This window comes from Thorsellia kenyensis, from assembly GCF_042432445.1.
Taxonomy (GTDB): domain Bacteria; phylum Pseudomonadota; class Gammaproteobacteria; order Enterobacterales; family Thorselliaceae; genus Thorsellia; species Thorsellia kenyensis.
Map to the genome: position 1 here is coordinate 1 of NZ_JBHLXE010000087.1, position 12,431 is coordinate 12,431.

Here is a 12,431-nt window from a genome sequence, read left to right on the forward strand (position 1 = left end):
CACGTTGTTTAACGCTTAAATCCCCTGACGTATTGTCAGTTAATTTGCCTTCTGGGATTTCTAAGGCAAAGTCTGCCTTGCCGTTACCATCCGTTGGGCCATAGCTCAGTGGGTACTCGCCCTCTTTAGGATCGGTACTGAACACTAACTCTTCACCATTTGGTAAGGTCACCACAACATCTTGACCCGCTTCGCCTTTACCCGTGATGGTTGGCGTCGTCGTATTCAAGCCATCTGTGTCTGGATTGTACCCTTCGATGTTCAAGTTTTCGATTGAACCTGGGCTACTAGTGTCAACGATAAAGTTCCACTCTTTTGATTTAGGGCCCTCATTTCCATATTGACTTAGTACCGCTACCTCAAATTTATGTTCTCCGTCTTCTAAATTTTCATCAGGTGTATAACTCCAGCTTCCATCTATTACTGGAACAATAGCAACTTCTTCGCCATCTAAGTAAACTTTAATTGTTTTTGCACCTAAAGGAGCTTTTCCTGTGAAAGTAGGCTTATTATCATTAGTTGTTTCACCTCTAGCGATAAATTCTTTATAATTTAAATCGCTATTTTCTTGTCCGAGCGTCTGTACATCATCAATTAGAAAAAGTAAACCATCATCATTTTCAGGCCATGGCGTAGTATTAAGCGTTGGATCATAATTAATGATTAATTCAGGACTAGGAGTTGACTCATCATTAACCATATCGACTGTTGTTACAGTGTATTTATTTTCGCCAATATAAGGGTTGACCGCAACAAGCTCCCAACTTCCATCAGATTTTACGATTGTCGTTCCAACTAATTTACCAAAATTATACAAATTTACAGTATAACCTGGCTCTCCCGTTCCTTTGATATAAGGCGCTGGATCATTATGTATTTTACCTTCACGACTAAGCACATCTTGTTGAACAGAACCTACAGTATCGAGTATTTCTGTTATTATTGGAGCATCAGGTAAAGCAACAAGTACTTTTAAAGAGAAGGTTTCTTCTTTAGCAGAAAGTAGCTCATCAGTATCAATATCACGATTTGCACCTACGATTCTAGCTTTAAATATATAATCCCCATCATTTAATGGTGACAATACTTTAAATGACCAGTGACCCGAGTCATCAACAACAGCGGTCCCTTTTTGGTCATTGACCGTTATCTCAATAATAGCACCCACAGGTCCAATTCCTTTTATTGTAGGTAAATTATCATTTATATAGGTATTTTCACCTGCAATCTTTAAGCTACCGTTTTTAGAGTATTCGGCACTTGTGATGACTAAATTACCTGGGATACTATCTACATTAACAATAAAAGGTTCGCTTGGTTGACTTTTATTTCCAACTTTATTAAGTTGTACCATGGTGATCGAATGTAGCCCATTAGCTAATTGATTAGGAGGAACGAAGATCCATTCTCCTTGATTATTCGTTTTTGTCGTCCCGATTAACAATCCATTATCATAGATTTCTATAGTTGAGTTGGCTAACCCTTTTCCTTTTAGTATTGGCAGCGTATCATCCGTCGTGCTTTGATTAACAAGGACATCTTTTTCTGCACCTTGATGATCTAAGACTTCGATTAATTCAGGCGCAGCAGGTTCGCTACGATTGAGCTTGATTTCCCAATCAGCCGTTTCCCATATTCCACCTGTTGAATCCGGCATTGACGCAGAAATTTTGTACACACCATCTTCTGCGGCACTTGAGAATGTTGAAAAACTTCTAGCCTGACCATTACTTAAGCTATCTAAATTCAACTCATATTCCCAATACCCTTTTTCATTAGACGTGGTAGTACCCACTACACGGCCGTCAACCATGATGTTAACCGTTGTATTAGGCTCTGCACTTCCCCTGACAAGAAGTTGATTTTGATTCGTCTCATCTTCAGGGTTTACCATACTGTAATTATCACCTATTTCAAGCACAGATAAGAGAGCGACTTGAGAAGGCAGTGCTCCTGTAAATTCAAATGAATAAGTGGGCGCATCTTGAACAGCCAATTCATAACCTGCTGCTGTCACAGGTACTACGTGTAATGTATTTGCCCCTGAAAGATATTGCTTAGGAGGATCAAATTGCCATACGCCATCCTCATCCACAGGAACTTGTGCTAAAAATGTTAATTGACCAAAAGGATCTGTCAGATATATTTTAATGCTTTGTATTGATGGCTCAGCTTTACCGCTAAGTACTGGAGTTGCATCATCTGTTGTACTGCCATTATTTATAGCGCCTAAAATAGTTCCTTGATCAGCTGTTAATGTCAATTCAGATACCATTGGATTTGATGCACTAGGCAGGTTTGTATCAACGGTAAACTCAACACTTGACTTTTCGCCAATGTTACCTGCACGATTTATAGGTGCAACCTCAATTTGATTGTCACCGTCATTTAATTTATCATCTATTTGATAGGTCCAATTGCCATTCTTATTGGTATCAACCCTTGCAACTTCTTTTCCATTAATAAATATAGCTATCTGACTAACACCTGCTGGTGCAGTTCCAGAAAGTGTTGGTTGATTGTCATCTGTGACATCACCATTATTTATTTCTTTACTCCCAATTAATTCATCTTCATTTGCATCATCAATAATTTTCCAACTATCTGGTGATAAAGCTTCAGGTGCTGGGCTTGTATCAACTTTCACATTGAAAGGAGGTGTATGATCACTTTCATTACCCGCTTTATCTGTGACGGTAAATGTAATAGTGTTATCACCATCCTTTAATGCAGCTGATGGAGGCAATTCAAAAGTCCAATTTCCCTGACTATCAACCGTTGGCTGACTCTCTTGCGCATTAAACGTTTGTTTTTCTCCATTAATATATACATTAACAATACCATCGGGTTCACCTTTACCTGTGAATGTAGGGCGGGTATCATCAGTGACATCTCCATCATTTAGATTCCCTTGATAATCGCCTATATTATCTAATGCAAACTGGTCGACTTCTGGGCTATTGGGAGCTGTTTTATCAACAAATAGAGGAATGTCCGTTCCTGGCCCTTTATTGCCATAACTATCTTTTGGCGTCACGGTAATATTCACATCACCTTCTGGCAGGTCATAATCAGGTGGAAGATTAATTTCAAACGTTCCATCAGGGTTAAATTTCCCTGGTAATTCCCCTGGACCTGGATTAGGCGAAAACACAAAAGTGTCATCTGCTTTTCCATCACCATTGGTATCAACATCAACGATAATGCTATCATCAGGATCACCTTTACCTTTTATTGTGGGCGTCCCTTTTCCAAAAGTACCATCCGGCTTTCTTCCATCTATAATTATATTTTCTAATTGGCCTGGAGGTGTTACATATACATCACCTATGCTTTTAGTATCACTGAATATTTCACCCCCTGCGATAATTGCACCGATTCCTACAATAGCAGCTAATAAAATAGCACCTGAAGAATCAAAATCAAATTCATCAAATACAGCAGTGTCAACTTCAAACTGTTGCCCTGTAAAATCAATTGAAACTGATTCACCATCTGACAGTGTTAATAAAGATTGTGTTTCTTCATTAATAGCATTTAGTGTATCATCGCCTGTCACAGCAGTTATTTTTATTGTTCCGTCTGTTAAGTAAAATCCTTTTAATACTAATACTTCAAGAGGATTTTCACTCAAAATAATTTCTAAATCATCACCTTTTCTAACCACTTCAAATTTTTCTTTACCGATAAAGGTATTTTTTTTCGCATGACGAATAATGACAACATCTTGATTAGTAACATTGATTTCAGTCTTGCCTTTTATTGTTCTAACATTAGCAGTCTTGTTAGCAGTATTTGTTAAAATCACTTTAAAATTTGGCATATATTTTCCTTTTTTGTTTTAAGTTATTTTTATTAAAGTTTGAATTCTCTTTTTAGTATTTCTTTGTTATTTAATGAAAACACCTAATTCACTTAATATATCAGTTTCAAGAAGTATCCTCTCCTTTTGAGGGCTATCGCTTATGAATATACTTTTTAGCCAATAGTCATAGATTAAATTTATTATAACGCTGAAAACCTTAGTTTTATAATAAAATACAGTTTTATGAGAATTTACATGGTTTTTTCAAAAATTAGGTGGGAAACTATGGCTTCCCTCCAATTCAATCCGTGAGTCTCATCAGTTCAAGTGAAACTCTATGAGCTAAAAAAATCATCATTAGCCTTAATTACGTGATCTAAGAACAAGCATCTTCTCACAAAAAATAGCTTTTTGTTACTCTTACCATCTTTATAATTAACATACTAAATAATTACTAATTCAAGTACCACTTAATTTATAAAAAATCACAATTAAACTTTTAAATCTTACATAATTTACTATTAGTTAACAAAAAACTACATTTTTACGAATTAAGCGATATTTATTTAGCCATTAACAATCTATTTTGGGGTTGCACGTATTATATTACACTAGCATCTTACGCTTACCGCCGACTTTATGATAATGCCAAAAAAAAGAGAGTTGTTTGTATAGCTTGCCACCTCTTTCTTTATCTAGCTTTATGCATCGATATAAGGTAGGAACGCTGACTGTTAAATGAGAACTTTTGAAAGCTAAACCACTCGACATATTATGTAAACTATGGGTTGTAGGAGATTTAAATTGCTCTTTAATATAATCCATCTGTTCATCAGTGATTTTAATCGCTTTGAAGGCCTTGGATTTACGAGTAACACATAATTGGTGAGTCTTTTGGGGAATATATTTGGATCTATTTGAATTGCGATTTAGCTCACGGCATATAGTTGATGCATTAACACCAATAGTTTTTGCTATTTTACACATTGCTTGACCTTGATCCCTCAATACTGAAATTTGAAACTGCTGTCCTTCAATCAGTTGTTAGTATAATTTCATCTTTTTTGGCATAGTGCTCTCATGTAAAAGTCAGCGTTCCTAACGGAACTTGTCAAGATAGCTGACGCCTCTCACATTACAAATCGCATAGAGATATTTACTCGACCAAAGATTGTAGCGGACCGTCCCAGGTTCTGCCTCTCAATAAAGCACTTAAAAATCAACGGCATAAAAAATGATCTTTTTTTGCTTGTTGTACTGATTTTACCTTAATTTATTACAAACAATATAGTCAATTGTCTTAAATAAATACTTTGCTTCGATCAGGTCTCCTACAATGACTGCTAGTTAAGTATACGAATGTTTAATTAATGATTTTTATCAAAAATAAACACATCTCACCTAAAACAAACCTTGACTCAGCCTATTTGTTTTGCTTATTTTTCGCTATAACGTATTCTTGAGTTTTAAACTCCTATGAAAATGAATTAATCGTTCTAACGTAATCCTCCCCTTCCATAAGATTTTCCAACCAACAATGCCTGTTCTCTTGGTGTCTTTCCAATAGACTAATTTTCCTACTGAAAGTGCACTCAAAACTTTTGATAAAGATGTTGCAAAAGGCAAGGTGCTTGAGGAGAAAAAACTTAGTAGCCTCATGAAGAAAAACTTCTCATGTGAGCACGATCCCTTGTCTCGCTTAGAAGAGTTCAAACGTGAGTTAAAATACACTGAAATCACAGATTACCAAATCAATTCATTCGCTCAATATTCAGGTCGTGGAGCACCTAAAAAGGATGCTGAGCCCGTCGGTTATAAGTACACGATTACAGCGAATATAGAGATTTGTGAAGCAAAGCTAGAGGAAGCTAAACTCAAATTAGGCATATTCATCTTAAGTACGAATGATATTAATAATACGCCAGATATGCATAAATTATTAAGCTTATATAAATCCCAGCAGAGAGTCGAGAGAGAGTTCAGATTCTTAAAAGATCCTTCATTCATGACCTCATCATTTTTTGTTGAAAAACCAAGCCGCATAGAAGCGTTATTATTTTTAATGGCCGCAGCACTGATGATTTATGCTGGTCTAGAGCATCAAATCAGAACGACACTCAAAGAGAATAAGAAAACCGTCACGAATAGTGTGAAAAAACAAACCGATAATCCAACGTTGAAATGGTTGTTTTTGAAATTCACTAAGATTAAATGTTTGATAGTGGACAAAACAACTGTGTATATCAAGGGTATTGATTAAGAACATAGACATATAATTAGACTGCTAGGAGAACCCTACAAGTTAATATATAGGGAGATTAAAAAATAACCATTTTTAACCTGAGAAATAATTATAAAATATAGTGCGGAAAGACAGTTCTCATCCATGTAAGCTCTATCAAAGTTCATATCGCTATAAATGACAAAGCCCCAGCGTTAGCATGGGGCTTAATAAATGTTATGGTGCAACTTTGCAAACAATGAAATAACCGCATGAACACCAAGAATAAATAAATAATACAATAATTTGCTAATTCATGTCAAGCCTTGAATGAATTTAGCGATGAAATGCCTGCTTCAAGTACATCAGCCGCTGAACATTCAAATTTTTCAAGAATTTTATTAAACTCTTGAAGTCTATGGTCATCCAAAAAATGAATTACTGCATTTTTAGGGATAGTTCCATCTTTAATAGTTTCAAGCTGTTCAATATTACCGCAGTCTTCAACACATTGGTTATTAGATTTAATTCTTTCTATTTCACTCAAAATCCAAGATGTCTCACAACTAAATGGTTGTGTTGGCGTCACTTTGTACTGCCTATTTTTAGTAGGACAAATATTATGCAATGGATCTAATAGTACTATTTGAAAACAATCCAGATGGTCAAAAAAACCAACTACTCGACCTAAACTAGCTGAAATTGCTAATTGAAAGAAAGGATATTCATCGTTATTTTCAATAATCTCATTAGGGATCCAATCAAACTCGTTTCGCTTGATTGGGATCCCTGGTTGTTCCCAAATGATTTGATGAATATGATGAGCATCCCTAAACCTATGATCCTCCTTAAAAGAGGCAGTTTTTTTACCAGAATAAGCTTTGAGCGCATTTAATAATGAAATGAACCACTTCTTATCCACCGATGCTGACCCAAAACCAAAATACTCTAACTGTTTCCAGTATTTTAATGAGTATGTAAACTCTTTATTTTCAATGAATTCAACTATTTTAGGTGAAATATCAATGTTAGGTTGCTTACCCGTCCTTATACTTTTTTTTCCCATAAATTATGAATCCAACCTCGCAGAATAATATTTCATCATCTCATCATTATCGATAATATTTTCACTGCGAGCCATTGGATTGACACCTTTTCTAGCATTAATCCAAGGTTGTTCTTTATGTGACATTTCTTCTAACTGCACGCCACTAAATTTTGCATATGAGCCAAGCACGTTATTAATATGATCTATGTCTTCTTCCTTTAATGAAGCAAGATTAAACTCAGGTCTAATATCGTTGATTGTTATATCAGAATAAAGTGATTTTTCGTCTTTAAATCTATCAAAAATTTCTTTAGATACGGGGCCATGTACCCATGCCTGAAAATTACTACTAAACATCGGTCTCTTTTCAAAAACAAGATGCCAAGCTTGAATGTAATATAAAAGTTTTTGAAGCTTCAAATTACTTAAGCTCTCACCTGCATTGTCTATTTTAAAAATCACATAATCACATGCGTCATGTATATCCATAATTTATTCCCTTCCATAGTAAAAACATTTAGTATCATTCAGCTGATTTGCTAATTCATGTCAAGCCTTGAATGAATTTAGCGATGAAATGCCTGCTTCAAGTACATCAGCTGCTGAACATTCAAATTTTTTAAGCACTTTATTAAATTCGTTAAGTTTTAAATCATCAAGAAAATGAACTACTGCATTAGTCGGTATTCCATTGTTTTTTATCTGCTTTAATTGTTCAATATTGCCACAATCTTGATCGCATTGATTATTTACTTGCAATGATTCAATCTGACTCAATAGCAATTTAAATTCACAACTTAAAGGCATGCATGGATCAACTTTATAATGTGTATGTTGCGTAGGGCAAATGTTGTGCAAAGGATCTAATAAAACTATTTGAAAGCAAAAAAACTCATCAAAATACCCAATTACACGACCAGAGCTTGCGCTGATAGATAGTTGATAGAATGGATAATCCTCGTTATTTTCAACAATATTTTTATCTACCCAAGTAAACTCATGACGTTGTATAGGTATTCCTGGTTGATCCCAAATAACTTCATGAAAACGCGCTACATTTCTAAAGCGATTATTTTCTAGGAAAGTTTCAATCTTTACATCAGAATAGCGTTTGAGAGCCTCTAATAATGAGGCGAACCATGAAATACCGATTTTATAAGATTTCAAACCAAAATTTTCAATTTGATTCCACTGTTTAAATGAAAATGTAAAATACCTTTTTTTGACATTTTGCTGTGCGAGCAAAGGGGAATGTATGTCAAATCCTATCCCTGGATTCATTTTTTTACCATTTATTTTTGCATCCTTGTATTTATTATTGCATCCTTGCTGAATAGAATCGCATCATATCATCGTTAGAAATTTCATTTTCACAACGCACTGTAGCATCAACTCCTTTACGAGCATTAATCCATGGCATTTCATTATGAGTCATTTCTTCTAATTGAATACCACTAAATTGAGCGTAGACATCAAGAACATTACTGATATGTGTTTTGTCTTCTTCTAATAAGCTATTTATGTCAAAATCAGCCCTAATATCATCCATTTCGATTTCAGAATAAAGGGATTTCTCTGCCTTAAATCTTTCAAAAATTTCTTTTGACACTGGCCCATGGATCCAAGCCTGAAAACCCGTATCAAATAAAGGTTTTTTTTCAAATGCTAAATGCCACGCCTGGGTGTAGTACAATAATTTTTGCAATTTTAGGTTACTCAAATTTTCACCTGCTTCTTGCATTTTTAAAATAATAAAATCACAAGCATCATGTATATCCATAATTTATTCCCTTCCATAGTAAAAAAACGGTTTAGTATTAGTTGTTTTTTTGGAGCTAATCACCTGTTCTTGAACATTAAACTTGCACTATAAACTCACAGATATCCATTGTGCCGCAATAGTAAAATAAGCTTTAATTTAAGTCAATTTGCACCGACTGTATTTGCGCTAACTTTACTCAATTTAACATAGTTTTCAAAAAGATACTTCCTTGTATTCTCAAGAGATTGATCTACCAAATTACGATAGGTGGAGAGTGAATGTCCTCTCGCATTCAATTCTCTATTTCGATAAAACATGACAGCAATTTGATACTTATTGTTCATGTAAACATAATATTGAATCAAAATTTCATACTCTGTACGACTCCGTAATTTAATATCACTGACAATACGAGATATCAATAATCCGGTATCGTCGTCACACATTAATCTTATAGGATCTTGAGGATTAATGCTTGCAATAAGCTTGCCAATCAGGCTGATTTGCCTAACCTCAATTCTCCCTGAGTAAACCCATGCACCCCATCCTTCCATTATATCATCAATCAAATCCATTTGTTGTTTTGTCAGTGTTTGCATCCATTTCTCACTTTTAAATTATTCAGCCAAGCTTTTTTTCTTCGAACGATATGATTGCCAAGTAAAAGAAACCCATAGGCCAGCACAAGTTTGACGATCCATGATTCGATTACCTAACAGTTTCAGCATTTCCTGATAATTTAGATTGGTTAACATGCCTGTAGGTTTTAAATTTAATTGCCGACGATCAATGAGTTGATTCAGCAGATTAATCTCAAAATCATTATTAGCCTGTTTTTGCACTCCAATTTCATCGAGTATGAGAAGATCTAATCCTACTAAGTCTTCTAACAACTCAGACTCTTTTATTGGACTGTCTTTCTCATAGCAAGATCTAAACCGCATAGCTAATTCTGCAATAGTGACAATAACAACTGATTTACCCTGTTGTATTAATCCTCTAGCTATGGCTGTTGCCAAATGATTCTTCCCTGTTCCAACATTACCAGAAAATACAAATCCCCCTTTTGAATCATTAAATCCCTTATAAAAATCAAGTGCTTTAGCAAGAGCGTCTTTTTGTTCTCGGGTGGTTGCTTGATAATTTCTAAATCCACACCTCGAGTGTAATTTTTGAATACCTGAGCGCCCCAAAATTCATTGGATTCGGGCTTGACGATTTCGCTCGTTAATTAAACGTGATTGTTTTAAGGCTTCAGCATCATGAAACTCAATTAGCTCCTCAACAGTTTTAAACTTAGGTTTAATATGCGTCGGCATAATTCGCTGTAATTCAGAAAGGCATTGCATCGATAACCTCCTGCGTGATAACAGGTGCCACGTAATCGGGGCTTGAATTTAAGAAACCTGGTGGAATTTCTTGTGTTGCTGGGGTCATTACCCTTGTGTTTTTGGGTTGTGTGTTCCCTATCCAAAATCTAGTTGAATTTCGAATCCAATTATTCAAGGCTGCCGACCAATCCTTGTATATTTTTCCATTCGCCCTGGCATGATCACAAAATTTCTCGAATTCTTGTATTAAATTAACACCAAGTTCATTTGCTAACTGCACGTGTTTCTCATCTGGTTTAAAATCTCTTGGAAGTGAAGTTGCATTTTGGGGTAATTTTTCTTTGGGCTCTTTTTGGACAATTTCCCCCAATGACGGTTCCTTACGGTTCTAGGTGTCACTGTGACACCCCTGACAAGGTGGCACCCCTTTATTAGTATTTAATGTCACATGTTTGAGTATATTATCTGGAGTTATTTTGTAGACATTAGAGCGCCCATCCTTTCTTTTAGTAACTAGCAACCCTAATTTTTCTAAAATCATTATGGCTCGTTTTACTGTTCTTTCGGATAAGCAAGTTCTCATTGATATAGTATCTATTGATGGCCAACATTTGCTCATTATTAATGTACTCATATATCCCTCAAAAACATACCAACACGTTCTGTTAAAATCAAAACTTACTAACAATAACAATTCTTAATAAATTCTGATTCGTGTAAAAATTCCTTTTTTGGTACTATACCTACGTTAGTTTTCGACAGCTAACAAACCTATGGCACTGAATCTATTGCTGTAGATTCAGTGCTCTCTTTTTGTAAAGAGAGCCAATTAACCGCATAGGTCAAGAGTATCCGATATTCACTTTCCTCAAGTACGCGCTCCCCTTCAAAAACAAAATCATTGATACCTAAGGCGGCTAATACTTCAAAAACCTCCTTAACTTTTTCGGTTCTTCTGAGGACTGTTGAATCAGCAACCCCTAGATTTTTTGCTACTTGAGTTTGAGTGATTTTTCTAATTGATGAATGCGCCCTGTTTAAGAGTAAATTCGTTGTACTATCATTCAAATTTCTTTTGCGTGTGTTTGCGTTCTGCATATGATTAATTCCTTCTTAGTTGGTTTATATATTGTTGATTTATGTGGTTTTGGAAATAGAGCGGGTAAATCGGGTCTAAGTTCACACCCCTGAATTTTGCCTTGAGTAGCCTCAACAATTCACACCACATTTTCAGGTGAAATTTTGATTTTGTTGTGTAACAATTTGTGGACAGCTGACTGTGATACACTGACGGCATCTGCCATTTTTTGCTGGCCTCCTAATAAATCAATAGCTTTTTTGATGACTAGATTCACAAATACTCCTTATTCTTGGCTTAAAACAAAAACAACATAATATTACTTTAGGTTTTAAATTTCCACTAAAAAATGCCTTTTTATTTATTTTTTACTAAAAAGTAAAGAATTTATTATTAACTTAACAAATGTTATTACTTGGATTATAATCTGACTATGAAAGAAAATACTTTAGCCAATAGGTTTTTACTTGCTCGCGAATTCAAGGGGTTAACCCAAAAACAACTCGCTGATAAAGTTGGAGTGAGTCAATCTTCTATTTTTAAAATTGAATCTGGGCAAACTCTAAAGCCTAGAGATATCTATGATTTAGCAAAAGTTTTGAGTGTTAGCGTTGAATGGCTAAAATCTGGCCGCCTAGAAGATCATCAAGATGCGTTATTAGATATAGATGATGAGGTACCCATTAACAATGGGGATATTATTTCTATTCCTCTAATTAGTGACTTAAGTGCAATTAGCTCTGAAGGGATCATTGATGACAACCAAGAACAATTCATACAATTTTCTAAATCAACATTATCGTTATTCCACAAATGTAATAATGTGAAATCTCTATTTTGCTTACTTTTGAACAATGATTCTTTAGAACCAAATATCCCTGAAGGGTCGACAATAACAGTGAACACTCGCGATAAAAATATCGTTGATGGAAAAATATTTGTTATTGAACAAAGCGGTTGGAAAAGAGTAAAAATCTTATATAGAACAGCGCCAGATAGAGTCTTATTGAAAAGTTATAATGCAAGTTACCCTGTTGAAGAAGTTAATCTAAGTGAAATTACTATCATTGGCAGAGCTGTTCAAGTCATGTTAGCTATATAACTACACCCTTACTATCTTCTCCTTTTAAAAAGCCACTCCTTTTAGTGGTTTTTTTTATTTCTAAATTTTATTTTTTTCAATAAA

14 protein-coding genes and 1 pseudogene are annotated in these 12,431 nt (G+C 34.9%); 2 read left to right on the forward strand and 13 right to left on the reverse strand.

The genetic code is table 11. From position 1 onward, the window contains the following. On the reverse strand, positions 1–3,823 hold a 3,823-nt coding region (locus ACFFIT_RS07605; RefSeq protein ID WP_385877064.1), incomplete at its 3' end, for an Ig-like domain-containing protein. Between the two features lie 588 nt (positions 3,824–4,411). Next, on the reverse strand, positions 4,412–4,813 hold the full coding sequence (locus ACFFIT_RS07610) for a hypothetical protein (RefSeq protein ID WP_385877065.1): 402 nt from the start codon (positions 4,811–4,813) through the stop codon (positions 4,412–4,414). A 619-nt stretch (positions 4,814–5,432) separates the two neighbouring features. On the opposite strand from ACFFIT_RS07610, the gene ACFFIT_RS07615 reads away from it, so the two are divergent. Further along, complete coding sequence (locus tag ACFFIT_RS07615; RefSeq protein ID WP_446697453.1) at positions 5,433–6,065, forward strand: IS1634 family transposase; 633 nt, start codon at positions 5,433–5,435, stop codon at positions 6,063–6,065. Positions 6,066–6,345: 280 nt separating this feature from the next. On the opposite strand, the gene ACFFIT_RS07620 is transcribed toward ACFFIT_RS07615, so the two are convergent. The 11 genes and pseudogenes from ACFFIT_RS07620 to ACFFIT_RS07670 form a co-directional block, all read right to left on the reverse strand. Continuing rightward, positions 6,346–7,092, reverse strand: a complete 747-nt coding sequence (locus tag ACFFIT_RS07620; RefSeq protein WP_385877066.1) for a UU032 domain-containing protein — start codon at positions 7,090–7,092, stop codon at positions 6,346–6,348. 3 nt (positions 7,093–7,095) lie between these two features. Further along, positions 7,096–7,563: a Panacea domain-containing protein gene (locus ACFFIT_RS07625; RefSeq protein ID WP_385877067.1), complete on the reverse strand. Its 468-nt coding sequence runs from the start codon at positions 7,561–7,563 to the stop codon at positions 7,096–7,098. Between the two features lie 60 nt (positions 7,564–7,623). Further along, positions 7,624–8,355, reverse strand: coding sequence for a hypothetical protein (locus ACFFIT_RS07630; RefSeq protein WP_385877068.1), 732 nt, complete (start codon positions 8,353–8,355; stop codon positions 7,624–7,626). Positions 8,356–8,389: 34 nt separating this feature from the next. After that, the gene (locus ACFFIT_RS07635; protein WP_385877069.1) at positions 8,390–8,854 is read right to left on the reverse strand and encodes a Panacea domain-containing protein; all 465 of its coding nucleotides are present in this window, start codon (positions 8,852–8,854) and stop codon (positions 8,390–8,392) included. 143 nt (positions 8,855–8,997) lie between these two features. Beyond that, positions 8,998–9,435 (reverse strand): antiterminator Q family protein, encoded by a 438-nt coding sequence (locus tag ACFFIT_RS07640; protein WP_385877070.1) that lies wholly within the window; start codon positions 9,433–9,435, stop codon positions 8,998–9,000. An 18-nt stretch (positions 9,436–9,453) separates the two neighbouring features. Further along, positions 9,454–10,029 (reverse strand): ATP-binding protein, encoded by a 576-nt coding sequence (locus tag ACFFIT_RS07645; RefSeq protein ID WP_385877071.1) that lies wholly within the window; start codon positions 10,027–10,029, stop codon positions 9,454–9,456. Positions 10,030–10,032: 3 nt separating this feature from the next. Further along, positions 10,033–10,185, reverse strand: a complete 153-nt coding sequence (locus ACFFIT_RS07650; RefSeq protein WP_385877072.1) for a hypothetical protein — start codon at positions 10,183–10,185, stop codon at positions 10,033–10,035. Beyond that, positions 10,169–10,537 (reverse strand): hypothetical protein, encoded by a 369-nt coding sequence (locus ACFFIT_RS07655; RefSeq protein WP_385877073.1) that lies wholly within the window; start codon positions 10,535–10,537, stop codon positions 10,169–10,171. The genes ACFFIT_RS07650 and ACFFIT_RS07655 overlap by 17 nt, the downstream gene beginning before the upstream one ends. Before the next feature lie 18 nt (positions 10,538–10,555). Beyond that, positions 10,556–10,801: a helix-turn-helix domain-containing protein gene (locus tag ACFFIT_RS07660; RefSeq protein ID WP_385877074.1), complete on the reverse strand. Its 246-nt coding sequence runs from the start codon at positions 10,799–10,801 to the stop codon at positions 10,556–10,558. Between the two features lie 137 nt (positions 10,802–10,938). After that, positions 10,939–11,265 (reverse strand): hypothetical protein, encoded by a 327-nt coding sequence (locus tag ACFFIT_RS07665; RefSeq protein WP_385877075.1) that lies wholly within the window; start codon positions 11,263–11,265, stop codon positions 10,939–10,941. 35 nt (positions 11,266–11,300) lie between these two features. Further along, positions 11,301–11,522 (reverse strand): annotated as a pseudogene (locus tag ACFFIT_RS07670) (transcriptional regulator); the annotation flags it as partial. Between the two features lie 156 nt (positions 11,523–11,678). Here ACFFIT_RS07670 and ACFFIT_RS07675 point away from each other — a divergent pair. Then, a complete protein-coding gene (locus tag ACFFIT_RS07675) occupies positions 11,679–12,347 on the forward strand; it encodes an XRE family transcriptional regulator (RefSeq protein ID WP_385877076.1) in 669 nt (222 codons plus the stop codon). Positions 12,348–12,431: the final 84 nt, after the last annotated feature.

What these genes read in the sequence shown, in the direction of transcription:
- ACFFIT_RS07620 (WP_385877066.1), bottom strand. Translation starts at nt 7,092, where the DNA reads ATGGGAAAAAAAAGTATAAGGACGGGTAAGCAACCTAACATTGATATT.
- ACFFIT_RS07625 (WP_385877067.1), bottom strand. Translation starts at nt 7,563, where the DNA reads ATGGATATACATGACGCATGTGATTATGTGATTTTTAAAATAGACAAT.
- ACFFIT_RS07630 (WP_385877068.1), bottom strand. Translation starts at nt 8,355, where the DNA reads ATGAATCCAGGGATAGGATTTGACATACATTCCCCTTTGCTCGCACAG.
- ACFFIT_RS07635 (WP_385877069.1), bottom strand. Translation starts at nt 8,854, where the DNA reads ATGGATATACATGATGCTTGTGATTTTATTATTTTAAAAATGCAAGAA.
- ACFFIT_RS07640 (WP_385877070.1), bottom strand. Translation starts at nt 9,435, where the DNA reads ATGCAAACACTGACAAAACAACAAATGGATTTGATTGATGATATAATG.
- ACFFIT_RS07650 (WP_385877072.1), bottom strand. Translation starts at nt 10,185, where the DNA reads ATGCAATGCCTTTCTGAATTACAGCGAATTATGCCGACGCATATTAAA.
- ACFFIT_RS07660 (WP_385877074.1), bottom strand. Translation starts at nt 10,801, where the DNA reads ATGAGTACATTAATAATGAGCAAATGTTGGCCATCAATAGATACTATA.
- ACFFIT_RS07665 (WP_385877075.1), bottom strand. Translation starts at nt 11,265, where the DNA reads ATGCAGAACGCAAACACACGCAAAAGAAATTTGAATGATAGTACAACG.
- ACFFIT_RS07675 (WP_385877076.1), top strand. Translation starts at nt 11,679, where the DNA reads ATGAAAGAAAATACTTTAGCCAATAGGTTTTTACTTGCTCGCGAATTC.